The sequence below is a fragment of the Thermodesulfobacteriota bacterium genome (assembly GCA_025062045.1).
In the GTDB taxonomy this organism is placed as follows: domain Bacteria; phylum Desulfobacterota; class Syntrophorhabdia; order Syntrophorhabdales; family JANXAF01; genus JANXAF01.
This window is the reverse complement of sequence record JANXAF010000014.1, coordinates 1-25,755: the sequence shown is the minus strand read 5'-3', so window position 1 is coordinate 25,755 and position 25,755 is coordinate 1. Positions and strand designations below refer to the sequence as shown.

At 42.9% G+C, this 25,755-nt stretch carries 26 protein-coding genes, 4 tRNA genes and 1 riboswitch; of the genes, 6 read left to right on the top strand and 24 right to left on the bottom strand.

The genetic code is table 11. The features are described from left to right. Positions 1-108: 108 nt before the first annotated feature. From NZ583_08495 to NZ583_08460, 8 genes are all read right to left on the bottom strand, one after another. Positions 109-181, bottom strand: a tRNA-Thr gene (locus NZ583_08495). Positions 182-195: 14 nt separating this feature from the next. Beyond that, a tRNA-Gly gene (locus NZ583_08490) sits at positions 196-269 on the bottom strand. A 60-nt stretch (positions 270-329) separates the two neighbouring features. Next, positions 330-413 (bottom strand) — tRNA-Tyr (locus NZ583_08485). A 7-nt stretch (positions 414-420) separates the two neighbouring features. After that, positions 421-493 (bottom strand) — tRNA-Thr (locus tag NZ583_08480). A 44-nt stretch (positions 494-537) separates the two neighbouring features. Beyond that, positions 538-1,203 carry an adenylate kinase gene (locus tag NZ583_08475; GenBank protein ID MCS7281631.1) on the bottom strand — a complete coding sequence of 222 codons (666 nt, stop codon included), beginning with the start codon at positions 1,201-1,203 and terminating at the stop codon, positions 538-540. Then, a complete protein-coding gene (locus NZ583_08470; GenBank protein MCS7281630.1) occupies positions 1,200-2,345 on the bottom strand; it encodes a KamA family radical SAM protein in 1,146 nt (381 codons plus the stop codon). The genes NZ583_08475 and NZ583_08470 overlap by 4 nt, the downstream gene beginning before the upstream one ends. Continuing rightward, a complete protein-coding gene (pal, locus tag NZ583_08465) occupies positions 2,332-2,961 on the bottom strand; it encodes a peptidoglycan-associated lipoprotein Pal (GenBank protein MCS7281629.1) in 630 nt (209 codons plus the stop codon). Before pal ends, NZ583_08470 begins: the two co-directional genes overlap by 14 nt. Positions 2,962-3,020: 59 nt before the next feature. Next, positions 3,021-3,206, bottom strand: coding sequence for a hypothetical protein (locus NZ583_08460; protein ID MCS7281628.1), 186 nt, complete (start codon positions 3,204-3,206; stop codon positions 3,021-3,023). A 114-nt stretch (positions 3,207-3,320) separates the two neighbouring features. Here NZ583_08460 and NZ583_08455 point away from each other — a divergent pair, with 114 nt between their 5' ends. From NZ583_08455 to NZ583_08435, 5 genes are read left to right on the top strand one after another with little or no spacing between them, the layout of a single operon-like run. Next, the gene (locus NZ583_08455; GenBank protein MCS7281627.1) at positions 3,321-4,502 is read left to right on the top strand and encodes an outer membrane protein transport protein; all 1,182 of its coding nucleotides are present in this window, start codon (positions 3,321-3,323) and stop codon (positions 4,500-4,502) included. After that, the gene (locus tag NZ583_08450; protein ID MCS7281626.1) at positions 4,499-4,927 is read left to right on the top strand and encodes a nucleoside recognition protein; all 429 of its coding nucleotides are present in this window, start codon (positions 4,499-4,501) and stop codon (positions 4,925-4,927) included. The genes NZ583_08455 and NZ583_08450 overlap by 4 nt, the downstream gene beginning before the upstream one ends. Then, positions 4,915-5,352 (top strand): nucleoside recognition protein, encoded by a 438-nt coding sequence (locus NZ583_08445; GenBank protein MCS7281625.1) that lies wholly within the window; start codon positions 4,915-4,917, stop codon positions 5,350-5,352. Before NZ583_08450 ends, NZ583_08445 begins: the two co-directional genes overlap by 13 nt. A gap of 12 nt (positions 5,353-5,364) precedes the next feature. After that, positions 5,365-7,641 (top strand): fused MFS/spermidine synthase, encoded by a 2,277-nt coding sequence (locus tag NZ583_08440; protein ID MCS7281624.1) that lies wholly within the window; start codon positions 5,365-5,367, stop codon positions 7,639-7,641. Then, positions 7,631-8,704 (top strand): radical SAM protein, encoded by a 1,074-nt coding sequence (locus NZ583_08435; GenBank protein ID MCS7281623.1) that lies wholly within the window; start codon positions 7,631-7,633, stop codon positions 8,702-8,704. Before NZ583_08440 ends, NZ583_08435 begins: the two co-directional genes overlap by 11 nt. Before the next feature lie 2 nt (positions 8,705-8,706). On the opposite strand, the gene ade is transcribed toward NZ583_08435, so the two are convergent. Next, positions 8,707-10,347 (bottom strand): adenine deaminase, encoded by a 1,641-nt coding sequence (ade, locus tag NZ583_08430; GenBank protein ID MCS7281622.1) that lies wholly within the window; start codon positions 10,345-10,347, stop codon positions 8,707-8,709. A 77-nt stretch (positions 10,348-10,424) separates the two neighbouring features. Here ade and fbaA point away from each other — a divergent pair, with 77 nt between their 5' ends. Further along, entirely contained in the window at positions 10,425-11,453 is a 1,029-nt protein-coding gene (gene fbaA / locus NZ583_08425) for a class II fructose-bisphosphate aldolase (GenBank protein ID MCS7281621.1), read from the top strand. Between the two features lie 6 nt (positions 11,454-11,459). On the opposite strand, the gene cobS is transcribed toward fbaA, so the two are convergent. From cobS to NZ583_08350, 15 genes are all read right to left on the bottom strand, one after another. After that, a complete protein-coding gene (gene cobS, locus NZ583_08420) occupies positions 11,460-12,242 on the bottom strand; it encodes an adenosylcobinamide-GDP ribazoletransferase (GenBank protein ID MCS7281620.1) in 783 nt (260 codons plus the stop codon). Then, positions 12,239-13,279 carry a nicotinate-nucleotide--dimethylbenzimidazole phosphoribosyltransferase gene (gene cobT / locus NZ583_08415; GenBank protein ID MCS7281619.1) on the bottom strand — a complete coding sequence of 347 codons (1,041 nt, stop codon included), beginning with the start codon at positions 13,277-13,279 and terminating at the stop codon, positions 12,239-12,241. Before cobT ends, cobS begins: the two co-directional genes overlap by 4 nt. Before the next feature lie 10 nt (positions 13,280-13,289). Then, entirely contained in the window at positions 13,290-13,808 is a 519-nt protein-coding gene (gene cobU / locus NZ583_08410) for a bifunctional adenosylcobinamide kinase/adenosylcobinamide-phosphate guanylyltransferase (protein ID MCS7281618.1), read from the bottom strand. Beyond that, positions 13,805-14,605 carry an ABC transporter ATP-binding protein gene (locus tag NZ583_08405; protein ID MCS7281617.1) on the bottom strand — a complete coding sequence of 267 codons (801 nt, stop codon included), beginning with the start codon at positions 14,603-14,605 and terminating at the stop codon, positions 13,805-13,807. Before NZ583_08405 ends, cobU begins: the two co-directional genes overlap by 4 nt. Next, positions 14,602-15,573 (bottom strand): iron ABC transporter permease, encoded by a 972-nt coding sequence (locus NZ583_08400; GenBank protein MCS7281616.1) that lies wholly within the window; start codon positions 15,571-15,573, stop codon positions 14,602-14,604. Before NZ583_08400 ends, NZ583_08405 begins: the two co-directional genes overlap by 4 nt. After that, on the bottom strand, positions 15,570-16,112 hold the full coding sequence (gene cobO / locus NZ583_08395) for a cob(I)yrinic acid a,c-diamide adenosyltransferase (protein ID MCS7281615.1): 543 nt from the start codon (positions 16,110-16,112) through the stop codon (positions 15,570-15,572). Before cobO ends, NZ583_08400 begins: the two co-directional genes overlap by 4 nt. Beyond that, positions 16,109-16,957 carry a helical backbone metal receptor gene (locus tag NZ583_08390; protein ID MCS7281614.1) on the bottom strand — a complete coding sequence of 283 codons (849 nt, stop codon included), beginning with the start codon at positions 16,955-16,957 and terminating at the stop codon, positions 16,109-16,111. The genes cobO and NZ583_08390 overlap by 4 nt, the downstream gene beginning before the upstream one ends. After that, a complete protein-coding gene (locus NZ583_08385) occupies positions 16,941-17,591 on the bottom strand; it encodes a diphthine--ammonia ligase (protein MCS7281613.1) in 651 nt (216 codons plus the stop codon). Before NZ583_08385 ends, NZ583_08390 begins: the two co-directional genes overlap by 17 nt. Further along, positions 17,588-18,499, bottom strand: a complete 912-nt coding sequence (locus NZ583_08380) for an asparagine synthase C-terminal domain-containing protein (GenBank protein ID MCS7281612.1) — start codon at positions 18,497-18,499, stop codon at positions 17,588-17,590. Before NZ583_08380 ends, NZ583_08385 begins: the two co-directional genes overlap by 4 nt. Next, positions 18,496-19,524: a threonine-phosphate decarboxylase CobD gene (gene cobD / locus NZ583_08375; GenBank protein MCS7281611.1), complete on the bottom strand. Its 1,029-nt coding sequence runs from the start codon at positions 19,522-19,524 to the stop codon at positions 18,496-18,498. Before cobD ends, NZ583_08380 begins: the two co-directional genes overlap by 4 nt. Then, positions 19,499-20,386 (bottom strand): adenosylcobinamide-phosphate synthase CbiB, encoded by an 888-nt coding sequence (cbiB, locus tag NZ583_08370; GenBank protein ID MCS7281610.1) that lies wholly within the window; start codon positions 20,384-20,386, stop codon positions 19,499-19,501. The genes cobD and cbiB overlap by 26 nt, the downstream gene beginning before the upstream one ends. A 41-nt stretch (positions 20,387-20,427) precedes the next feature. Then, positions 20,428-22,338 carry a TonB-dependent receptor gene (locus NZ583_08365; protein MCS7281609.1) on the bottom strand — a complete coding sequence of 637 codons (1,911 nt, stop codon included), beginning with the start codon at positions 22,336-22,338 and terminating at the stop codon, positions 20,428-20,430. Between the two features lie 53 nt (positions 22,339-22,391). Next, positions 22,392-22,523: riboswitch (cobalamin riboswitch) on the bottom strand. A 26-nt stretch (positions 22,524-22,549) separates the two neighbouring features. Further along, positions 22,550-23,920, bottom strand: coding sequence for a cytochrome c3 family protein (locus tag NZ583_08360; GenBank protein ID MCS7281608.1), 1,371 nt, complete (start codon positions 23,918-23,920; stop codon positions 22,550-22,552). Positions 23,921-23,982: 62 nt separating this feature from the next. Continuing rightward, complete coding sequence (locus tag NZ583_08355; protein MCS7281607.1) at positions 23,983-25,122, bottom strand: hypothetical protein; 1,140 nt, start codon at positions 25,120-25,122, stop codon at positions 23,983-23,985. A 139-nt stretch (positions 25,123-25,261) separates the two neighbouring features. Next, a partial coding sequence (locus tag NZ583_08350; protein MCS7281606.1) for a fatty acid--CoA ligase family protein occupies positions 25,262-25,755 on the bottom strand: 494 nt, incomplete at its 5' end.

Genomic DNA, 25,755 nt, shown 5'->3' with positions numbered 1-25,755 from the left:
TGTGGCCTATGGTACCTATGTTCACGTGGGGTTTGGTCCGTTCGAATTTTTTCTTGGACATATAAGACCTCCGTTAAGGTATTCTTTGTTTACTCACCTATGTTTTTAAGCCCACGACCGGAATTGAACCGGTGACCACTTCCTTACCAAGGAAGTGCTCTGCCGACTGAGCTACGCGGGCTAAATTTAATACAAAGCGGGAAACGGGATTCGAACCCGCGACCCTCAGCTTGGAAGGCTGATGCTCTAGCCAGCTGAGCTATTCCCGCATAAAATCCAAGAATTATTATAAACCCAAAACCTCTGAAATTCCACAAAAACTTATCCATTGGAGAGGGGAGGATTCGAACCTCCGAAGGCGTAAAGCCAACAGATTTACAGTCTGTCCCCTTTAGCCACTCGGGAACCTCTCCCAATAAAAGCTGGTGAAGGGAGTCGAACCCCCAACCTAGTGATTACAAATCACTTGCTCTGCCAATTGAGCTACACCAGCGTCAATTTTTAAATATAATGAAGACGAATCAAAAATTCAATAGTTTATTTGCCCTTGCTTACTCTTTCAGACACAATTTTTATGATCTCCTTTACTATCTCTTCGCTACTCAACGAACTTATATTGTAAAGAAGACCCTCCTTTTTATAGTACTCGATCAGCGGCTGAGTCTTTTCATTGTAAACTTCGAGCCTTTTGCTAATGGCCTCCTCCGTTTCGTCTTCCCTTTGCACGACAGGCCATCCACATTTAAGACACTTTCCTTCGGGTGATGGCGGTTTGCTCTTTACGTTATAAATCTCCTGACATTCGGGATTGGAACATGTTCTCCTAGTTGTTAGTCGGTCAAGAATCACCTCCTTAGGAACATCGAGATTGATCACCGCATCAAGGTTGAGACCCGCCTTAGCTAAAAGGTTTTTAAGTCCTTCTGCCTGATTTATAGTTCTTGGAAAGCCGTCAAAGATAAAGCCTTTTTCACAGTCTGGCAATTTGAGCCTTTCTTCAATTATGCCCATGATTAGATCATCTGGTACCAGTTCACCTCTTTCCATGTACGACTTCGCTTTAAGACCCAGCTCAGTTCCCTGTTTGACAGCGTTCCTTAAGATATCACCAGTAGATATCTGGACTGACCCATCATAATCCATAAGGAGCCTTGCTACGGTTCCTTTGCCTGCTCCTGGGGCTCCAAGTAGCACTATTCTCATACTGACCTCCTTGCCTCAATTGGTATTTCATAAAACTCTTTGCAAGTCCCACATCTTATACAATCGCTCTCTTTAGCATCATCTAAATACGACCCCACATTTCCATCAAAAGTGCGAAAGAAAACGGTATCTCCTTCTCTTCCTAACATCCCTTCTTTTACAGGTACCTTTCCTAAACCACCACTTAAATCCACCACATAGCTTGGGATGGCAAGACCCGATGATAGTCTTTTTAGAGTTTCATAGATCTTTATTCCGTGCTCGATCTTCACTTTAAAGTGTCTTGCTCCTATGACTTCGTCTAGCTGGAAGAGGTAGTAGGGTTTAACTCCTAAACTCACGAGTTCCTGAAAAAGGTCGATGAGAATCCTGGCACAGTCGTTAACTCCCCTAAGGAGGACTGTCTGGCTAAGGATAGGCAGCCCACATCCCGCAAGCTCCCTAACTACAGTTTTAAACTCTTGAGTTACCTCTCTGGGATGGTTTATATGCACGATCATCCATAGCGGAGCAAACTTTTTTAAAAGCTCGATAAGTTCCCGACTTATCGTCTCTGGGTCAACAACGGGCACCCTTGTGCTTATCCTTACTATTTTTATCCGCTTTATCTTTTGTATCCTTCCTAAAACGTACTTTAACCTCTCAACGTCCTCCACAAGGGGATCCCCTCCTGAAAGTATCACCTCTTCTAAGTCTTCGAGCCTCTCCATCTCAGAAAAGGACTCTTCCCAGGAATCTTCAAACCTTATACCCTTCCCAACAAACCTCTTTCTGTTACAGAACCGGCAAAACATGGCACATTCAGACGTGACCAAAAAGACAGCCCTCTTTGGGTATTTTTTAAGGAGGCTTTTTGTAAGGGAAAAATTTTTTTCTCCCAGAGGGTCTACATGTCCAGAACAATCGAGTTCATCAACTTGCGGAATGGCCTGTCTTCTTATCGGGCATCCAGGGTCGTTAAGATCCATAAGCTTTAAATAAAACTCAGGAACCTTCATCGGAAACAAGTTTTCAACCCTTAGTGAAGCGCTTACAGATTCTTCCTTTTGGGATGGCGAAAAAGGTAATTCTTTTATGCTTCTATAGAAGCGGGAAGAGCTACCTCCTCCCGCTTTTTTTCCAGGCTCCCTAAGGAAGCACAACGAAGTGCGCTCTCCTGTTCCTTGCCCATGCCTCTTCGTTATGTCCTGGGTCGAGCGGTCTTTCTTTTCCGTAGCTTACGGTCTCCAAAAGTTTTTCATCGACACCCAGATTTACAAGATAGTTCTTTGCCGCATCGGCTCTTTTCTGACCTAAAATAAGGTTATACTCGGATGTTCCCCTCTCATCACAGTGACCTTCGATTCTCACTCTTTTTCCCGGATTCGCCTTAAACCATTCAAGGTTATCCTTTAGGATTTCCGCATCCTGAGGTCTTATGTCGTATTTGTCAAAATCAAAGTGTATATCCTTAAGAACGTATGTTGGCTTCGGGGCTGGCAAAGATGGGACAGTAGGGGCTGGCGCTGGTGCGATAGGTTTTTCAACTTGAGAAGGTGTTGGAGCCGGTTTCGGAACTGCAACAAGCGGTACCTCTTTAGGTGGGGTCGGCTCAGGCAAAGTGATCGTAGGTTTTTCTTCCGGTTTGGCGATCCTTATCTCAGGAGGAGGTGCAGGAGGAGCTTTCTCTCCTACAACGGCCTGTCGGAAACAGCCACACCCCCCAAGAAAAAAGGATACCGAAAATATAACGATAAAAGTTATAAGCGACCTTTTCATCTGTCTCACCCCTTAAAAAAATCGGCCATATGCCAAAAAAGCATATGGCCATTTCAGAACTATTTCTTTGCAGGTGCAGGTGGCTGTGCTTCCGGTTTCTCAGGTGCCTTTTCAGGCGCCGGAGCAGGAGCCGGTTTCACCTCTTCTTTTGGTGCTGGTTTCGGCTCCTCCTTAGGCTTACAGCCCACCATAGAAAAACTTACAAAAAGCGAAAGAGCAATCAGTAGAGCCAGAAGCCTCTTCATACCGCACGTCACCTCCTTTCTCTGCGGCGTGTTTTTCTATATATAACACTTTCGTACGTGAATGCAAAGAGATTTTCTCTTGAAATGGAAAGAAACGTCGTGTAATCATTCAGTATGTGTTACGTTTTGTTACCCTTTATTCTTACTTTCCTACCCAGTTTTGTGTTTGCGGCCGGTTTTTTAATATACAATCAGGATGCAAAAGCCAACGGGATGGGGATGGCCTGTGTATCTTCCATAGATAATGCCTCATCTGTATTCTATAACCCTGCAAACCTTCTAGAATTAGAAAAAGAGGGCTTCTCTATAAACATGACCCTAATTAAGCCAGATCTTTCTTTTAAAAATTCGGTCTCGGGTAAAAGCTATGAGACAAAATCTAAGACCCACAGTCTTCTTTCCCTATACGGCTACCATACGGGAAAAAAGATCTCTTTTGGTCTCGGTGTATTTTCGCCCTTTGGGCTTTCCGTTAAATGGAAGAACGATTTTCCTGGAAGGTACTATTCTTTACTATCTGAACTAGAAACTCTTTTTATAAATCCGGTTCTGGGACTAAAGCTCAATGAACGAACAAATTTGGCATTTGGAGTCTCTTACGTTCTTAGCTCGATAAAATTCAAAACCATGGTACCCACCCCTTTAGGGATAGACGGGCTATCATCACTTTCTGGCAGGGGCGAGGGAATCGGGTACAACATGGCAGCACTCTTAAAACTCCCGAAGGGCTATTTTTTTTCTTTGGTTTTTAGAAGCCCTGTCCGAATCGACTACAAGGGAAGGGGCAAGATTTTTATGCCCGCCCCCATTCCTTCTTTTAGTACTGAATGTCGGACAACTTTGGAATTACCTTATCTTCTCGTTTCCGGCCTTGCTAAAAGATTCGGAAATACAACTTTTGAACTAGACGTTCTTTACACAGGATGGTCCTCCATGAACACTTACAGAATAAGATCCGAAAATGGATTGCTCGACAGATACTATCATAAAGGCTGGTCGAACACTTTCTCCTTTTGCGGAGGATTAAACCACAAAATGGCAAAAGGCATAGAAATCCAAATAGGTTACATGTACGACATTACACCGGTTCCTCTCTCGACAAGAGGCCCAGAGCTGCCTGACGCGACAAGGCACATCTTCACAGCCGGAACATCGTACGAAAGAAGGGGGTTAAAAGCCTCCATCTCTTACCAGGCCACCTTTTTTAAAAAAGCGAAATCTCACCTTCCCTATCTTTCAGGAAGGTATAGCAATTTTGCCCATCTTCTCCTTATAAACTTGGGGTATTCAAGATGAAAATTTATCTCGATGCGGCAAAACGTGGAATAATGAACGGATTTTCGGTAACGGCAATTATGGCTAAGGTCATAATACCGTGTTACATATTGATCGAGTTTATCAAATTCTACGATCTTATAACACCTCTTGCCAATTTTTTTAAGCCTTTTATGCGACTCTTTGATCTTCCTGGGGAAGCGGCTTTTGGTCTTATTGCCGGATTTTTTATAAACCTCTATGCTGCGATTGCGGTTCTTTCACCCCTCAATCTTTCAAGTAAAGATATAACCGTCTGTGCCCTTATCCTTGGAATATGCCACAGCCTGCTTGTTGAGACTCCTGTCACAAAGAAAGCCGGAGTGAACTATCTTTCGTTGCTCCTTTTGCGGATATTTCTTGGATTTTTTTCTGGACTTCTGCTGAGCCTTTTATGGAAGACCTGATACGGGTCTTTTTAAGTGGTTTACTATCATCGCTTAAGCTTCTTTTCACACTTATCCTTATTGTACTTCCCCTTACGGTCCTTTATGAGTTTTTGAAGCTAAAAGAGAAGCCTCTTATAAAAAAAGAGTATAGCATTCTAGGCATATCAAAAGAGGGGTTTTTGCCGCTAGTTACAGGTATCGTCATAGGCCTTACTTACGGTGCTGGTATAATAATCCATTCCATCAGACATTCGAATCTAACAAAAAGAGAGGCGTTTTTGGTTCTACTCTTTCTTTCAGTCTGCCATGCGATCATCGAGGATACTCTGATATTCGTCGTTATAGGGGCAAACGGGACCATCCTTGTCATCGCTAGATTCTTACTTGCTATCATCCTTACTTTCTTTGCTGCTAAAGCTTTTAAAAAATTGAACCTTAACTAAGTCCGACAAACTATGGAAAGGCTCATCAGGGTCTCGGCACTTTTTATGGGTGTGAGCGGGACAGTTGCTGAGATAATCCTTGTAAGGGAGTTTCTCATAGTATTTTCGGGAAATGAACTTTACATGGGGATAGTACTTTCCAACTGGCTTATCCTTGAGGGAATCGGTTCGCTTTTATCCCCAAGAATAATTAAAAGACAAGAAAAGCTTTTAGGATTCTGTCTTACAAATTTGCTTTTTTGCATCGCCTTATGCCTTTCGATCTTTTTTGTAAGAGCCCTTAAACCCTTTCTCGGAATATCAGTGGGAGAGATGATCGGGCTTTTTCCTTCCTTTTTTGCATCCCTTATTTTGCTATCTTTTGTGAGTGGTTTACACGGTGTGCTATTTCCGTATACGTGTGAGATTTATGGCCTATATACAGGAGTCAAAGAGGCGACTGCCGGTCGCATTTACGCTTACGAGACTTTAGGAACCGTAATAGGGGGCATTGTCGTTACTTACCTTTTTATTCCTTATTTCGACTCCTTTAGGACAGTGTTTTTTGTCTCTTTTCTTAACGGAATCCTGTGCCTTTTTTTTATCTGGAAAATTAAAGGCTTTTCTTTTTCCTTTGCCTTCTTTGCCGTTTTTATTTGCGCCTTCCTTGTCTTTACGTTTTTTTCAAATAGGGTACACTGGTATTCTATAAGATACCAGTGGCCTAACCAGAAAGTAGTCCACTATGAGAATTCCAAATATGGAAACATATGCGTTGTAGAGAATGAGGGTCAATACATATTTTTCCAGGATGGCGTGCCGGAACTCTTCATACCCTTTCCTGACATGATAGCCGTTGAAGAGACCGTCCATATACCCCTTCTTTCCCATCCAAACCCCAAAAGGGTCTTATTAATAGGTATTGGTGGCGGTGGACCGATAAAAGAGATCTTAAAACACCCGACCGTAAACGAAATCACATATGCAGAGCTTGACCCGCTCCTTATAAAGCTTCTTAAGCAGTATAAAACTGAGCTTACAGAGGAGGAGCTTAAAAACCCAAAGGTACGAATAAGACACGAAGATGGCCGTTTCTACTTGAATAGTACAAGTGCAAAATACGACGTAATAATCGTCGGGATAAGGACTCCATCGACACTTGAAGCGAATAGGTTCTTCACAAGAGAATTTTTTGAACTGGCTAAAGGGAGGATGAATGAGGATGGGATTTTTGTGGCAGGCATTCCATTTTCCTTGAGGTATGTAAACGAAGAACTTATCCAACTTACAAGGACCGTCTTTTTTACACTCCGTTCCACTTATAGGTACGTTAAGCCCAAGCCAGGGGAGGGAGCCTATCTCTTTTTATGCTCAGATTCTTACGAAGTTCTAAAGCTTGATTCGGCAACCTGTCAAAAAAGGATTGAAGAAAGAGGTATAAGAACTGAAGTTAGGATCCCTTGGTACATAGAGCAAAAGCTGCATAAAGGGTGGGAAGGTTGGTTTCAAAGGCTCATAGGCGAAAATGTAAGCATCATAAACTCTGACTTGCATCCGGTTGTCACGTACAATACGATTCTTTACCTTCAATCCATATACAATCCTGGCTTGGCTAAGTTCTTTAGAGAATTAAGGTTAGTAACTTTTGAGACTGTTATCCTTGTGATCTCTGTCTTTTTCTTTCTTTACCTTTTCCTTTTCGGATTTAGAAAAGAAAAATTTTTGGGCCTTTGCGGAGTTCCGATTTTAACGAGCGGATTTTACGGGATGGTGATAGAGCTTTTGATCCTTTTTTCATTCCAGTCAGTTTTTGGATACGTATTTTCGTGGATGGGACTTCTAGTCTCCGCGTATATGGCAGGCTCGGCAATTGGTGCTTATCTACTAAGCAGAGAAAAAATAAAGGTAAAATTTGCATCGAGGCTTTTTCTTCTTGCGGAACTGGCACTCATTTGCTTTTCTTTTCTTTACCCATCCATTATCGATTACGCAAGAACTCAATTTCCACAACATTTACTTAAGTCACTCTTTTTAGTTCTTTCGTTTCTTGGAGGATTATGCGTTGGCTTGGAATTTCCCCTCGCCAATCTCATATGGATATACGAGAAAAAGGACGCAACAAAGATCGCTGGTCTACTTTACGCTTTAGATCTTTTGGGAGGATTCATAGCCGGCCTTATAGCTCCATTCTGGTTTGTACCGCTTTTTGGAATTCCAAAAACTTCGTACCTACTTTCGGTACTCAAACTTGCAAGTATGGGTCTATTTGTGATTGAATTCATTTTAAAGGGGGAAAAGCATGAAGGATGATAAGAACCTTCTCACAAGAAGGTCCTTTTTAAAGGAAATCTCTAAGTGTTTCTTTGCGATCTTTGGATTTTATGAAGCGTTAAATCTTTTACACCCAAGGCAGGCATTTTCTAAAAATACCATAGGTAAGAATTTCGAACCTGCTTACTTAAGGCTCCAACTATCGGGAGAGTTAAAATCAAGGGGGGAAGCGCTATGGGAAATAATGTCCAGTTGTGAGCTCTGTCCGAGACGTTGTGGAGTAAATAGAATCAAAGGTAAGTCGGGATTCTGTAAAGCACCAGGAGCAACCCTCGTCATATCCGCTTTCCATCCGCACTTCGGAGAGGAGAGACCCCTTGTAGGATACGGCGGTTCAGGAACCATATTCTTTACCCACTGCAATCTTCGGTGCGTTTTCTGTCAAAACTTCGAAATAAGCCATCTTGGTAGAGGATCAAAGGCGACGATTGAGGAACTTGCAGAGATGATGCTTGCCCTGCAAAAGATTGGGTGCCACAACATAAACCTCGTAACCCCTACCCACTATTCCCCTCATATAGTGAAGGCCCTGGACATAGCATGCAAAAAGGGCTTAAGACTCCCAATAGTTTACAACACAAGTGGCTGGGAAAGGCTCGAGATCTTAAAGATCCTCGATGGAATCGTTGATATATACCTTCCAGACTTCAAATATTGGGAAAGTGATAAAGCATCAAAGTATTCTCAGGGTGCCTCGAGCTACCCTGAACTTACGAAGATCGCTATATTGGAGATGCACAGACAGGTAGGGGTTGCAAAGCCCGAAAAGGACGGAATAATAAGGAGGGGACTCATCATAAGGCACCTCGTTATGCCAAATGGGGTTGCCGGATCTGAAAAAGTCATGGAATGGATAGCCCAGAATTTGCCGAAAGACACCTACGTGAACATAATGGCCCAGTACACCCCTCTGTATAAGGCCTTCGACTATCCCGAAATATCAAGAAGGATAACGAAGGAGGAATACGATAGGGTTGTAAAGAAGGCAAAAGAGCTTAATCTTAGGAATCTCGATATCCAGGGTCTGCGCTGGTTCTTGTAAATCTATAGGAATAGATCTACCCACCTCTTGAGACCCACATCGAAGAGACCACGAGTTGTAATTCTCAGTTCAGGTATGACAGGAAGGGCGACAAAGGAAAGTGTCATGTAAGGATGGGATAAAGACACGCCGCAATCGACAAGTACCCGGTTCAGATTTTCGTATCTAGATGCCACATCAAACGAATCAAGGTCTGACATAAGTCCCCCAATGGGCAAAGGGATAAACTCCGCTAATCTTTTTGAATAGAAAGCCATTCCTCCTTTTGACTCGACTACCATATTTACCGCCTCGACTATGTCTCTGTCCTCACATCCAACGGCTACTATGTGATGGGAATCATGGGATACAGATGTTGCCATGGCCCCTTCTTTAAGTCCAAACCCTTTCACAAAGCCGCATCTTACCCTTTTTTCCTTGGAGTACCTATCCAAGAGAACAACTTTTAAAATGTCCCTTTTTACATCTGATACGGCAAGCCCATCTTTCTCAGTTACGGTCTCCAGAGAGGTCCCTGTGAGTATAGATCCTTCTTCGACCTTTATCACCCTTATTCTTTTGCCCTTTACTGGAATCCAAATATCTTCTTCCTTTATCTTTTCCGCCAAAAAGTTGTTTATCTTTTCAGGCTTTACGTCTTCAAATAATAAACAATTATCGCTGTAAACTAGAATCCCATCCACATAAGTCTTGAGAATCTTTAGGTCCCTGAGGTTATCTACCACTATAAAGTCTGCGGGGTCGTTTATCCTAAGTAGCCCTATCTCAAGCCCGTAATGCAGTGCAGGATTTAGTATTGCTGCATAAAGTACATCGAAGATGTCGATTCCTCTGCTCAGCGCCAGTTTTACACTAAAGTCAAGGTATCCTTTTTTGAGATCGTCTGGAGACTTATCATCGGATCCTATCATGCACATCGATGGGTATTCTTTAATCAGAGGATAAAGGTTTTGAAAATCTTTTGATGCGGAGCCGTCCCTTAAGATTATCTTTAGCCCAGCCTCAATCTTTTCTTTTGCCTCGTCGATATTAGTCACCTCGTGGTCAGTTGTAATACCAGACTTTACGTATTTTATGAGAAGATCCCCCGTAAGTTTAGGTGCATGGCCATCGATCGGTTTTTTTAAGGATTTAGCAATCTCCATCTTTCTTATAAGGTCATCCCTTTTTGTGAGAACCCCTTGAACGTCCATGACTTCGGAAAGAAACTTTACATCATCCCTACCTAAAAGCTCTTCGATCTCTGAAACACCTAGTTCTGCTCCAGATCGCTCAAATTCTGTTGCAGGAACACAAGGTGGAGCTCCGAAGTAGAATTTAAATTTGACCTTCTTTCCGTCACTTAACATGAATTCTATCCCTTCTTTACCCATCACGTTTCCGATCTCATGCGGATCACATATAGCGGCAATAACCCCGTGAGAGAGGGCCAACTTTGCATATTGGCTTGGTACAAGAAGGGAGCTTTCTATATGGATATGGGCGTCCACAAGTCCTGGAAGAATGTACACACTTTGAACGTCTTCCTTCTCCTTTATGTCGACTATCCTTCCATTTTCTACCCGGAGAAGTCCCTTATATATCCTTTTGCCTAATATGTCAACAATCGAACCCGAAACTACCACGACTATAGTGATTACCATAAAAACCTGGCCTTGACAAAAAAGAAACAAAAATGCAGACTAAGTTTTGACCTTCTAATTCAGAGCGGAGGTAAAGGATGCCACTTGCGGATCAGAAGATCTTTTGGGAGATGCTTGATAGGGCTTCCCAATTGAAGTACGCTTATCCTGCCATAAACGTCACTTCCATCCAGGCAGTAAATGCGGTCTTAAGGGGCCTTGCTGAGAGCAAATCCGATGGAATAATCCAGGTATCCACAAGTGGAGCGGCCCATATATCCGGTACTTATCTTAACGACATGGCCCTGGGAGCAATTGTGATAGCCGAGTACGTCCACAGGGTGGCCGATAGGTACCCGATCTATGTAGCCCTCCACACGGACCACTGCCCACCCGAGCACGTTGAAAAATTTCTTTATAGACTCATAGAGGAGACAGAATCGAGAAGAAAGAGGGGTCTTCCCAACCTTTTCAACGGACACATGTTTGACGGAAGTAGCCTCCCACTGGATAAGAATCTTGAGATCTCTTTAGAACTTCTAGAAAGGATGCAGAAAAATGAATTGGTACTGGAAATTGAAGTAGGGGTTGTTGGAGGAGAAGAAGATGGAATAAAGGCAAGCATAGACTCAAGGTTATACACGAACCCAGAGGAAACTTTGAAGGTTGCCAAAAAGCTCAATCCTATCTCCAAAGGCAAATACCTTCTTGCTGCAGCATTCGGTAATGTCCACGGGGTCTACAAACCAGGTAATGTGAAGCTCAAACCGGAAATTCTTAAAGCCTGTCAAGAAAGGCTAAAAGAAGAGTTCGGCAAGGAGGCCAAATTCTATTTTGTTTTTCACGGTGGATCAGGTTCGTCTCTAGAAGAGATCCACGAGGCCATAGAATACGGGGTAGTGAAGATGAACATAGACACTGACACGCAGTACGCTTTCACACGGGCGATAGCCGATCATGTCTTTAAAAATTACGATGGGGTTTTAAAAGTCGATGGCGAAGTTGGAAAAAAGAAAGCATACGATCCTCGTACATACATGGCGCTTGCAGAGCTTTCAATGGCAGAAAGGGTAAAGAAAGCCACTGAGGATTTAAAAAGTCAAAATAAAACGCTTTATAAGGGCTAGCTCTCATTATCTAAGAATCACTGAGACTAGGAGGAGAAATAAGACTTCAGTAATTTCGTTTATCGCACCGAGTGTGTCTCCTGTAAGACCCCCAAATCTTCTTTCGAAGATCTTCTGGATAAACCGCGTAAATGCAAGGAGAATGAGAAAGACGGCCCCCAAAAGTAAACTCATTTTTAGATGAAAAACAACAAGGATCGAGATGAAAAAATTTAAAATGATGGATAAAATGAAATCTCGTAATCCTATTTCCCCCACAAGTAAGCTTCCCAGACCTTCCGTTTTCGCCTTCCTCCCACTGTATATGGAGTATACGAGACAGGTTCTGGAAAAAACAGGAAGAAGCACAAAAATCTTCAAATGCTCTTCAAAGGAGAGGATATCCCTTACAAGAAAAAGCTTATAAAGTATAACGAGGATCACAGACAGAGACCCACAAGGACCCTGGGTTCCAGATGACATTACCTTAAGCCTACGTTCAATGTCTAATTTTTTATCTCCACTCGATTTTATGGAAAATCCGTCGAATGTGTCTGAAAGTCCGTCCAAATGGAAGCCTCCTGTCAAAATGATTAAAAGGGAGAGGTATACTAGGGCACACACCTCTTTTGAGAAGATCGTAGATGCGAAGTATAGCCCAGCAGACGATACCCCTCCCAAAAAAAGACCAACTAAAGGAAAAAATCGGCAAGACTCTCTAAGCTCATGCAGGCTTACCTTTTCGGTCCTTAAAACTGGAAGGACTGTCAAAAGCGAAAAGGGAACGAGTATGGCTCTTTTCAGTTTCATTCTAACTTCTTCGAGACTGAAGCCTCATCAAACGTAGCCATTTCCCGGTAGATCTTTAAAGAAGCTTCAATCAAAAGGGATGCAAGAACACCACCTGTTCCCTCACCGAGTCTCATTCCTAGATCGAGGATCGGTTCAATTCCAAGCTCTGAAAGACAAGCCCACTGTCCCTTTTCTTCCGATCTGTGCCCGGCAAAAAGGAAGTCTTTTACTTTTGGCTCAATTTTGTAGGCGATTAGCGCTCCGGCGCATGATATGAGACCATCGAGAACAATAGTTATTCTCTTTTCTGCAGCCCCGAGAATAAATCCCGCAATGGCTCCTATTTCGGTGCCCCCAACTTTTGAGAGCACATCTATCGGGTCATTAGCATATGGCCTATTGATTTCCAGTCCCCTCTCGATGGCATTTATCTTCCTTTTTAGACCTTCATCGTCTATGCCTGTTCCCCTTCCCACAACCTCTCCTACGGGTCTTCCAGTAAGTACAGCTATCACTGCTGAGGATGCTGTCGTATTTCCTATCCCCATGTCCCCTGGAACCAAAAGATCGTAGCCATCTTCTGCACATCGGTGGGCCAGTTCTCTTCCTATTTCAATACAGGTTTCCGCCTGTTCTTTCGTCATGGCAGGTCCTCTTACGAAGTTTTTCGTGCCCCTCATAACCTTTCTTACTATCAAACCTTCATGTTTTTCGAACTCGTAGTCGACTCCCACATCCACAACTATGCAGTCAAACCCAGCAAATCTACTCAAAACGTTGATTGCCGCACCTCCCCTCAAGAAGTTATAAACCATTTGGTAGGTGACTTCTTTCGGGTAGGCAGATACTCCCTCTTCGGTTACACCGTGGTCACCGGCAAAGACAAAGACCGCCTTCTTTTTTATCTCCGGAAAAGGATCGTTTTTTTGGGCAACGATCCGCTTTGCAAAATCCTCAAGTCTTCCCAAAGAACCCTTAGGTTTTGTGAGATTTGAGTGTCTTTCTTCCGCAAAGAGAAAAAGTTCTTCGTTGAGTTTCGGGATTTCAAATCTCATGCCAACCTCCTTATTGAAGTCTTTTTATCTCACAGGGTATGCCAGAAACCATAAAGATAACCCTGTCTGAAATCTTGGCAACATTCTGGTTTAGAACTCCAAGTTGGGTTCTAAACTTTCTTGCGAGGGGATTATCCGGCACAATACCGAGCCCCACTTCATTAGAAACGACTATGAGATTTGTTGGTCTTTCACTGAAAAGCTTAACTATCCTTTCACATTCCCTCTCTACATCGATACCGTAATAAAAAAGATTAGAAACCCAGATCGTTAGACAGTCTATTAAAACTAAATCGAACTCCGTTTTTATGCCCATTATTAGGTCGACGATTTTGAGAGGTTCCTCGAATGTGGTCCAAAGCGGACCTCTTTCCATTTTGTGTCTTTCTATCCTTTCTTTCATCTCATCATCCAATCCTATTGCTGTTGCAAGGTATGCCTTTTTGCCCTGGAACTTTTGACCTTCCATTAGTGCAAAGGAGCTCTTTCCACTTTTTTCCCCGCCAATCACAAACAAGATCTTTTTCATTCTTCCATCTCCCAAAAGACTGGAAAAACGTAAGGCTTCGAAGAGACGGGGCTTTCCTCCACAATCACCGATGTCTTATAAACGTCTTCAAGGTTTTTGGGTGTAAGCACAAAAGAGGGAGGGCCGTCTCTAACGATCCTTCCATCCGAGAAAAGGATCAACCTCTCGCAGAATTCGCTCGCTAAATTTAGATCGTGAAAAACAACTATCTCTGTGATCTTCTTTTTTTCATTTAGCTTTTTGAGGAGTGTCAGTACCCTTATTTGATGTGCAATGTCTAGATGGGCGGTTGGCTCATCCAGTAAAAGGACTTTTGGATCTTGAGTTAAAGCTCTTGCGATATTTGCAAGTTGCCTTTCGCCTCCGCTTATCTTTGAGATGGGTTCGTCTTTCAAATTAGAAAGGCCCAAAAGTTCCAAAGATTCATTGGCAATTTTTAAGTCAACTTCCTCTTCAAAAAACTTAAAACCTTTCCGGTATGGAATCCTCCCCAAAAGGACAAAATCGAAAACAGACATACTAAAATCTTGCGGTAGGCCCTGAGAGACCATGGCTATCTTTTTTGCGAGCTCTTTTTGAGGAATAGTCAGTATGTCTTTCCCCTCAAAATAAACGCTACCTTTTTTCGGCGTAATGATTTTCGTCAAGAGCCGAAAAAATGTTGTCTTTCCAGACCCGTTAGGTCCTATTACTCCGACAATTTCTCCTTCCTTTACCTCCAAACTCACTCCTTTAAGGACGAGTTTTTCATTGTACCCACAGTAGATTCCATCTACCTTAAGTAGAACTTCCATCATTTCTTCCTCACGATAAGATAGAGGAAAAGACTCCCCCCGACGATTCCAGTTATGACACCAACTGGAAGCTCACTCGGTTTTATAATCGTCCTTGAGAGAACGTCGCAGAGATTAAGGAAGGCTCCTCCAAAGAAAAACGATGAAAAGAATAAGAGCCTATAATCTGGTCCGAAAAGCTTCCTCATAATATGGGGTACGACCAAACCGACAAACCCTATTATACCGGTTATAGATACGGTCATTCCCGTAAGTACCGACGATATTAAAAGAATCGTCCTTTTCGTTCTCAAAACATTAACCCCAAGACGGGAAGCCTCTTCTTCTCCAAGTTGAAGGGCATTTAGATCAACGGAGAAAAGGTAGGACAAAAAAAGGAACGAAAGCGCAACAATCGGGAGCAGAAAGACCAACTCTTTCCTTTCCTCTTGAAGCGTTCCCATCATCCAGAAGATTATGCGGTGGATCTCTTCAGACTTGGCAAGAGCAAAAAAAAGCATAATAAGCGAGGCAGAGATAAAGCTTATCATAACCCCAGAAAGCAAAACCTCTTCCTTATTGAAGAACCTCTTGGAGGCAATGATGTAGATCACAAAAAGGACGAAAAGCGAACCTAAAAATCCGAAAAAAGGAAGGCTCGTAATCCCAATCATTTCTTCCAAACCGAGCATTATTCCCAGTGCAACAAAGAATGCAGCCCCTCCCGAGATCCCAAGGGTATATGGCTCCATGAGAGGGTTTTTGAATATGCCTTGGAGGAGGAGTCCAGAAAGGGAAAGGCTGCCTCCTGCGCCAAACCCTAAGACGACTCTTGGTAGCCGTATGTCAAAAAAGATAGTCTCTTCGCTATTTCCAGAGGGAAGGATTATCATTCCCGCAGGTCCTATAATGAGGGAGACAAACGAAGAGCCAATAAGGACAAGAACTGAAGCAATAATCGATATTAGCCATTTTTTCTTCTTATCTTTCAATACTCTATTCCCCTTCGAGCCAAAACCCCTTTAGAATAGTAGTGCTTTACCTCTTTCATCTCTGTAACCAAGTCTGAAGCACACACAATATCTTCTGGTGCGTACCTTCCTGTAAGCACAAGTTCGACACCTTCCGGCTTCCTTTTTATAAGATCGAGTATCTCCTCCTTTGAAATAAGGCCGAAGTGGATAGCTGTTATGACCTCATCTAAGATCACAATCCCGTACCTACCGGAAAATAGAGCTTTTTTTGCTTTTTCGAGCCCTTTCTTTGCAAGCTCTATGTCTTTTTCGTCGGGAGCTCCCTTTACGTGCACAAAACCCTTTTTTCCATATTTTTCTATCTCGATGTAGGGTTTTAAAAGCCTTATTGCTTTACTTTCTCCATAGCTTAAAGCCTTCATAAACTGCCCTATATACGTTCTTATCCCGTGACCGCAAGCCCTAAGTGCCAATCCTAAAGCTGCTGTCGTTTTTCCCTTTCCATTGCCTGTATAAAGCTGGACGTATCCTTTTTTTATCTTTTTAGTCTCCCTCATGGCCTTCCCCTTTCAAGGAAGATCTCCCTTAATTCTTTTACCCCTTCCACATAAGTCTCCAGAGTCGGACTGCAGAACCTTTGGGAGTCCAAGACGAATATCTTTTTTTCCCTTGATGCTCTAAGCTGTCTCATCTTTAGGAATCTCTCCATTTCCTTTTGACCCCTCATCCCCATACCCACAATAAGGATGTAATCCGGGTCTTTAAGGATCAGTTCCTCTAGCGAAAAAAAACCTGTTGGGCTATTTTTTGCTATGTTTTCTCCTCCCGCGTCAGAGATAAAGCTATCAAGAATAGAATCTTTATTGGCGGTAAAAAGAGGATTCGATCCGAGCTGAACAAAGACTTTAGGCCTTATATGTCCTTCTGGAATGGTGTTTTTAAGCTTTTTGTATTCATTTTCGAATTTAGTCACGATCTTCCATCCAGCCTCTTCCTTCCCCACAATCCGGGAAAGATCAGTAAATCTTCGACGTATCTCCTCGAAGTCTCTGGGATGAGGAAATTGCCAGACATTTATCCCAAATCTTTTCATTTTCTCTACGGCCTTTTTGTCGGTAAGTGGGGAGACGAAAACGAAATCTGGCCTAAGTCTTATTATTCTTTCCAAGTTCACGTTCACAACTGTGCCGACCTTTTCTTTATACTTGGCCTCCTTTGGCCTTTGGCAGTAAATCGTGTTCGCAATCACATTTTCCCCCATACCCAGAAGGAAGAGCTCTTCGGTAACTGGCGGCGAAAGGGAAACGATCCTCGGTTCTATCTTTGCGTTGGCAAAGCTAAAGGTAATCGAAAGAAGAAAAAAAATTGGTACTATTCTTTTTAAATCAACTAAGCACCGCATCGAATCTCAAAACGTAAGATCCTCTCCTTAAAACTACATCGTTCTTTTTGATCCTAATTGGTCGCCTAAAGATCGGTCCGTCATAGACGAATGTGTGAAATTCACCACCTTCACCACAGGGATCAACCGATTTTTCCTCGATCTCCCTAAGAAAACTCTCATCTATCTCCCTCCCCAAGTAAGGGACAAGCTCCTCTATTTTAGTTGCGCAGAGAATCGCTCTGAACCCTTCCGCGATAAAGGTTTCTATCACCTTCTTTCTCTCCATTTTCCAAAGTGGAAGAAAAGGTACGATATCTACCTCTTTGCACACCCTTTCTACCCATTCTTTGTGTTCTTCAAGATCAATATCTCCGAATACGCCAGCTTCGATCCCTTGATTTTTAAGTTTCTTTAGAGCCCATTTGTACTTCTTTTCGTACTCTTCCCAAGAAGTGCTAACCTGCAAAAGTTCGATTCCAATAGCGGATGCCTGCATCCTAATGTAATCCTTTGGAAGACCATGGGATCTTGTAAACTCTTCGTCCTCTCCGATCATGTTGAGGAGGTAGAGACATTCGATCCCCGACTTTTTTGCAAGGTAAAGGGCCAGCGAACTATCTTTTCCCCCACTCCAAGAAGAGAAGGCTCTCATATTATTCTTTCGCTATACCCGCATATGCGACAGTGGCTCGATCTTTTTCCTCCACCACAGTTGGGACACGAAATCTCATCCTCATTAGGCGGAGGAATAATTCCACATACCTCTTTGTAGATCTCGAAGTAGTAAAGGTGATCTTTACCGTAAAACTTCATTCCGTAAAGCTTCTCTTTCTCATAAAACTCTTCATCCGAAATTTTGCTTGAAAGAAAGTCCCTCACGTAGCTCATACCAGAACCTACTTCAAGCGGCCTTTTAGACTGGTAGACTAAATCTTTTGGGAGAAACTCCTCGTAGGCCTTTCGGAGGATCCATTTTCCCCAACCATCCCTGATTCTTAGCGATCTCGGTATCTTTCCAGCAAAAGACTTTATCTCTTGAGATAAGTATGGCTTTTTTACTTCAATTCCGAAATGTTGACCTATCGGGTCCGAATTGAAACGGATTCCTTTTAGCATTTTGAGAATGTAAGAATTGAGATCATCGATTTTTGCCATATAACTATAGCCAGCGAAAATCTCATCAGCCCCATCTCCTGTCATAACTGACATCATTCCTTCCTCTTTTAGTTTCTTCATCCCAAAGTAAAGAACGAGATCATTTGGAATCGCAGGATCAAAACTTTTGAGTATTCTTATTACTTCTGGTATGGCAGAGATAGCCTCTTCGACCGTAACAAATACGACTAAGGGATCGATGTGGAGGAACTCTTTAAGCTTCATAAGATACTCTATGTCCTCCCCTTTTCCCTCGAGAGAGACTGAGACTGAATGGCACTCTACATTTAGCCTTTTTAGCACCAAAGCAAGGATTGAAGTGTCTAGACCTCCCGAGAGTAAAAGGGCATCGGCCAAATTTTTTGCAACAGACTCTTCGATGAGCGCTCTTATTCTTTTTTTCATAGCGAAGACAAAGCTTGGATGAGTTTTCGATTCTCGCTTCTAGTCTTTACGCAAACCCTTATAAATCGATCTCCCAGACCTTCGAAATTCGAACAATCCCTAACTAGAATACCCTTTTTTAGGAGTTCTTCCTTAACCAAAGTCGACGACTGCCCATCTTTTAGCCTAATAAGAAGAAAATTGGTCAAAGAAGGGTAAACCTCAAACCCAAGTTCTTTTAGCTTTCTTGCAAGGTAAAGCCTTTCACTTTTTAATACCTTAAGCGTTTTTTCTTGGAACTCTCTCTCTAAAAGGAAGGCCTTAAGTGCAATCATTGCGAACGCATTGACCGTCCAAGGAGGTTGGAATCTTTTAAGTCTTTCGATTGTATCACTCTTCGAAAGGACGTATCCGATTCTTAGGCCTGCCAGTGGGAAAAATTTTGTGAAGGTGCGAAGGATTATGAGTCTTTCTCTACCATTAAGAAAGGATAGGAACGAATATTTCTCTTTTTCATCCACAAAATCGATGAAAGCCTCATCCACAACGTAATATCCGGCCTTAAAATCGAAAATCATCTCGTTTCTCTCTATCACAAAGTTTCCGGTTGGGTTATTCGGATGGCAAAGGAAAAGCATGTCTACTTCTTCATGGGAGGTCGTTTCTAACTCGAATCTCGAGTTGAGGTAGAGCTTGCTAACCGAAGCCCCTTCTAAGAGACTCGCCTTTTTGTACTCCGAAAAAGTAGGCTCGAAGATAAGAACTTTTTTGGGTTTAAAAACCCGTGTGATGAGGTATATGATCTCTGTAGAACCGTTTCCGAATAAAACCATATCAGCCGGTAAATTTAGCTCACGACAGACCGCTTCTTTGAGCTCCTCACAGAAAGGATCGGGATAGTATCGCATACGCTCTATGCTCTTTTTGAGAAGCCTTTCAACCCTCTTAGGGATTGGAAGGGGATTTACATTGGATGAAAAATCTATAACGTTTTCGTAGCCTTTTATATATCCTCCATGATCAAATTCCACGGAGAAGAACCCCACTTATTAATGTTAAGATTGAGGAGAGAAGCATTATATGCAAAGCCTCTCTTATCAATTCGGGCTTTGTCTTACGCCTTTCTTCTCCAATGTAAGGTTTAATTGAAAGCTTACCTCCGTAATACTGGGGACCAGAGATCCTCATTCCCAAAGCTCCAGCCATTGCCGCTTCAGGATAACCGCTATTGGGGGAAGGATGGTAAGAGCCCTGTTTAATAAAAGTTTTGACTGACAAATGAAAAGCTTTAAAGGACCTATAGTAGATAAGCGAAGAGATGGAAATAAATATCGCCGAAAGCCTTGCAGGGATATACCCGAAGATATCATCCAGTTTTGCTGAAAAAAAACCGAAATGCTCGTATCTTTCGTCTTTATATCCAACCATTGAGTCGAGCGTATTTATAGCCTTGTAGACCATTGCAAGGACTGGACCACCCAAAATCAAATAAAAAAGCGGCGCAACTACTCCATCATTCGTATTCTCAGCGATACTTTCAACTGCCGACTTTACGATATCTTTCTCGTCCATATGTTCCACATCCCTTCCAACTATCATAGAGAGGGCCTTTTTTGCACCAACTAGATCGTTGGCTTTGAGTCTTCTGTATATTTCAATTCCATGGTCGTAAAGGTCCCTTGTGGATAAAACAAAATAAGAAATGATTATATCCAAGACGGTTCCAACATATTTATCCAACCTTTGGGCCAAGTAAAGAACAGTAGCTGTAGACGTCCCAAAAAGTAGGATGACAAAAATGGCCATAAGTCCGCCCTTTATGTAAAGATGCGTCTTCTTTCCTTGTACGTTCATCCTTTTGTCCAAAAAGGATATGACCTTCCCCATGGCCTTTACCGGATGGGGGATCCATCTCGGATCCCCAAAAACGATGTCAAAAATGTAAGCAACTAAAAGGTTAACCTTATTCCTCCTTTAAAAACGCGGCCTTCAGTCCCGTATCCCCATACCTCGTAGTAGTGTTTATCGAAGATGTTGTCGATTCTACCAAAGAGGGAGAAGTTCTTGTGCATCCTATAATCGAGTGAACCTCCAAAAATGGTGTATCCACCCATCTTCCTACCTCTACCTCTGTTATTGTACCTTTCACCCACGTACTGGCACTCTAACCCGAAAGTAGCTTTCTCAAGATAGCGGTAATTTACATTCGCATCAAATTTGTGCTTTGGCCTTCTTGGTAAGGGTTCATCCGTATCTTTGTCGCGGGCGTTACAGAAAGTATATCCGAAAGTAAAGCCTAAAGACTGCGTAGGTTTTGCAACTAAAGTAAATTCGAATCCGCTTGTTTCTGCTTTTCCTATGTTTTTGTACCCGTAGTACATCCATGTTACCGGATTGTAATCGAATATGATCATGTCTTTCACGTAATTCTCAAAGTATGTTGCCGTTAGTAAAACGGTATCTTTGAAGAAATGTTGTTCTAACCCGACCTCGTACGATCTGCTTCTTTCCGGCTTAAGTTCCCTGTTTCCTATTGGACCGTAAATCGGGTCAGCGGGTGCAAAAAGTTGATAAACGGTAGGTGCTTTAAATCCCGTAGAGTACGAAGCCTTAAGCCTCGTTCTCGTTTTTGCAAGCATAAGACTCGGTGCTATTCTAAATGTTGTCTCCGTTCCGAATCTTGAGTGGTCATCTAACCTGATTCCTGCTATTCCCTGGATACCGCCTCCAAGCTCGAATTTGTCCTGCAAGTACACAGAAATCGTATGCGTGCCCTTCTTGGGCATCCCTTCTTTTCCCCAAGAATGTACAGAATTGAACTTAGCACGTTCCCTTTCGTATTCCAGGCCAAAAACGATTTCGTTATCTAGACTGATCTGGACATTATTTTGCCAATCTATTTTTTCTAAGGCTCCGTCATAGGTATACCTGGACCAAGATCTTCTTTTGGGGTCGGGATCGTTTTCGTACCTCCTATAAACATCGTTGATTCCATAGAATAATCTTTGAATCCATCTACCGCCCGGTAGCTTAAAATCCAAGCCTCCTTTTAGTAGTAAATTTTTGACCGTAGAGTCGTAATTTGGGTCATCCCCTTGTGGCCCTGGTCTGATGTCCAGTTCTTTGTGGGAATTTACATGGTTTAGAAGAAACTCAATATTAAGGTTTTCTTTGGGTCGTATCTGAACTTTCGAAAACAGCGTTGAGTTTTTGTAACCGTCCCGCTCTCTATTACCGAGTCTTTTGTCAGCCGAAGATATGCCTTTTGAGTCCTCGCGGACAACGGAAAAGAAATAGCTGAGGATGTCTTTTCCTCCGGAAAAAGAGGCGGATTCTCTAAATGTTGAATGGCTTTCTACAGTCGACGTGAGTGAAAAAGCAGGTTTGCCTTTCCCAGTCCTCGTTACGATGTTCACAACGCCCGCTATAGCATCAGATCCGTATGAGAGACTCTGAGCCCCCTTTAAAACCTCTATCCTTTCCACATTTTCAAGAAAAAAATGGCCAAAGTCGAACGTTCTGCTTGCTGATGTTGGGTCATTCACCTCCATCCCATCGATGAGTACTAAAGTATGTTCGCTATTCATGCCTCTCAAAAAAAGTGTCGTTAAGGCTCCTCGTCCACCCGATCGAGTCAAACTGAGCCCGGGAATAGTGCTTAGCGCGTCTTTTGCGTAACCGAAATGTCTAGATTCAATCTCTTCCCTCGTTAGGATGCTTACCGAACCATAAGGTTCTGTTGTCAAAACTTTCACCCTTTCAGCACTCACGACAATAGGCTCAAGCTCTTCAATCTCCTGGGAGGCAGCAAAGTTTGAAGAAACCATAAGGAAAAAAACGATGAAAATGAGATAGACCATTGTGACACCTCCTTATCCTCGTAAGGATGAGTGTCAATTTGCGGTTTTGCCCAAGGTTTCCTGGCTTAGGGACTTAGCCTTTACGCCTTCCCATATGGGTGTTACCCCATACAGTGGCCTTTGTGTAAAGGCCGTACACCCATCACAGTTGCGGGACAGCGGGGGACTTTCACCCCTCTTCCCTTGAAAGCAAAACCGAATTGACGTCTCTTTACTTATCAGTTTTTTTCCGGACGGTCAAGGAAAATAGTATTCTTTTCCACTCTCTTATCGCCTCGAGATTCTTTGTGAGCCCCCATCTTCCTCCTTCGAATACTCCGTAGTCGGCTCCGCCCATAGCCGACGCAAGTCTTACAGAATTTCCGTAAAAGAGCCAGTTCTCAACCCAGAGTCTCTCTAGAAATTCGTTAAAAATACCGTCTTTTGTTTTTGCCTTTTTCTTTTTCCAAGAAGATAGGAGAAGATCTGTAGACTTTTTCGTGATCTCATTAGTTGTGTAAATAGCCTCGTCCAACCTCGAAAAGTGCCTCTCAATAAAAGGGGTTGCGTGGCATACCGAGCATATGGATTTCATTCTGTTTCTTCTTTTAATCTGTTCTTCTCTGCTTATAAGATAACCTGTAACCGGCTCACCTGTAAGTTCACAAAGGAGCGGAAGGCCTGCCCTGTTTCTTACCTTGTAAGTTTCTGGAGATTTGGGGTAAGCCGTTGCGTAAGGAATCCCAAAAAGACGATGGCTTAATCTGTCGGATACCATGTGGGTCCTTTTTGCCACAATCTCACCCATCTTTTTTACCTCACTCATATGGCAAGTGGCACAGGTTGGCACAGTATAGTCTTTCCCGGCTACCCACTCTTTTGAATCAAAATTCCAATCGCTTTTTTTGGAAGAATATAAAATCCCGTGTTTACTCACGGTGTATATTTTGTAAGCGGGTACGTCCGGACCTTTGTGGCACCTGGAGCAGGCTTCAGGTTTTCTCGCCACCCCCAAAGAAAAACTATGTCTTGCATGGCAGGCAGCGCATGATCCCTTTGAGCCGTCAGGATTTAACCGGCCCACACCGGTATTAGGCCAACCCTCTATTTGGACAAATTCCATAATGCCAAAAAGGGTTTCTCTTTCTTTCTGCCCTTTTACCTCAAGTTTGGTTCCATGACAGGAAAGGCACGAATCTTCCTCTGTGAGGGGTCGTCCTTCGTAATGATTCACACTCTTTTTAAAGGCAGAGAAAAGATTGTTGAACATAAGATTCTTGTATGCGTAAGACATGATGTTATTTTCGTATTCGTCGACTTCTTGAGTGTGGCATTTTCTACAGTCTTTCGGGGTTGGGATCATGTGGATCCTAAAACCGTTGTGGGAGAATGTATCTGGCCTTTCGTTTCCAGAATGGCAGTCGATACATCCCACAGAGCCTACTTTGTAATGTTTGGAGGACTTCCAGTCATTAACTATTCCTGGAGTTACAAGTTCATGGCATTCTACGCATATTCCGCTTGGATTCTTCGTTGTGTTTTTCGCGTGTAAGAGATCAGCCGTAAAGAGAAGAATTGAAAGAATAAAAAGAAGAATCCCCATGCTTCCCTCCCCTTTTAATCTTTTTTCCTGTGAGTCGAATCAGAGGACAGTCTGATAAGGCCTTAACTGATGCCGAATATGGGAAAGACATTCTTTTTTATGAAACTTACGACCTCTTCTGCCTTTTTCATGCTGAGGGCCTTAATCTTTGGATTATCTTCGAACTCTTCATTGAGGAAGTAAAAAAGATCGACCTCCGGCCCGTACATCATCCCTCCCACCAATCCCGCATATTGATCAAGGATTTTCCTTTTTGTAAAGACAGAGTAAGCTATTGTCCAAAGTGCAGGGGATTTACTTACGCTATAACCTCCTGCGCCCAAAGCGACAATTCTATCCGAGAGCTCCCGAACTATCTCAATCGTCTTTTTGAAACCCCGTGCAGTGACATTGAGGTGGGACATGGGATCGTCTTTGTGCAAATCCGTTCCTATGAGGACGACAAGGAAATCAGGCGAAAAACTCTTAATTAGGGGACGGACAACGGATTCGAAAGCGTATAGATAAACTTCGTCGCCAGAGCCGGCTATAAGGGGAATATTTACGTTATATCCGTAGCCTTCACCCTCACCTAGTTCATTTTCAGAACCCGTACCGGGAAATAAAGTCGCTCCTGATTCGTGGATCGAAATGGTAAGTACATCTCTATCCGCATAAAAGGCGTCTTGGATTCCATTTCCGTGATGGGCATCGATGTCAAGGATTACGAATCTCTTTTTCATCCCCAAAAAATACTTTCCAACCACTGCAACATCGTTCAAATAGCAAAAGCCCATGGCATACCCTCTTTCGGCATGATGGTATCCGCCCAGAGGGTTAAAAGCAAAATCTATCCCATCTTCGATGACCTTTCGGAATGCCGTAAATGTACAGGCCACACAAGAAAGTGCGAATTCAAACATGCCACTAAATACCGGATTATCTTCCGTTCCAATGCCTCTTTTATAAGCCTCAAAATCGAATTCATGCTCCGCCCTTTTCAAAGTCTCCACATATTCCTTTTCGTGAAAAAGAAGGAGTAAGCTTTCATCAATCTTTTCAGGTTCCACTATGGTGTCGAATCGGTCATCCACTAAGCTATACCTTCTTAGAAGCTCAAGAAAGACTTTTGCCCTGTGGGGCTTGTAAGGATGGGTTTCATCGTACGTTACATTGGACAGCTTCTCAGAGTACGTAATTAAGTTGGATCCTTTTTTTTCCACCTCCATATTTAATTCAACAAACTCTATGGAAGTCAAGTTATAAAAGGATAGAAGACCTAAACGTCTTTCCCTTGGTTACCAACCGATTGGAGTTTTTAAGAGGTTAGATAAGGAATAGTAGGATTTGGTACCCCTCCGCCTATATCTCCCTTTTCTTTCTCTCCTCTTCCCTTAACTCCCTTCGCAGCATCTTTCCAACTTTGGACTTAGGTAGCATGTCCCGAAATTCTATGTATTGGGGTACCTTATAAGGGGCGAGGCGTTCCCTGCACCATCTTATAAGTTCGTAAGCGCTAATTCCTCTTGAGTCCTCTTTGAGAACCACAAAGGCCTTTATTCTCTCTCCAACCTTTTCGTCAGGTATTCCAACCACACAAGCTGCAGTAACAGAAGGATGGTCCTGAAGAGTGGCCTCTATTTCTGATGCCGAAACCCTGTATCCTTTGTGTTTTATCGTGTCAGCAGATCGATCAAGGTAGTAGAGCCAACCGGAAGAATCGATCCTCACTATGTCTCTCGTCCTGTACCAGAGTCTGCCATCTAATTCAATGAAGCATTCTTTGGTTTCTTCTTCCTTTTTCCAGTAACCGGTAACCATATTATCCGAAGAAACAAGAAGTTCACCCGCCTCCC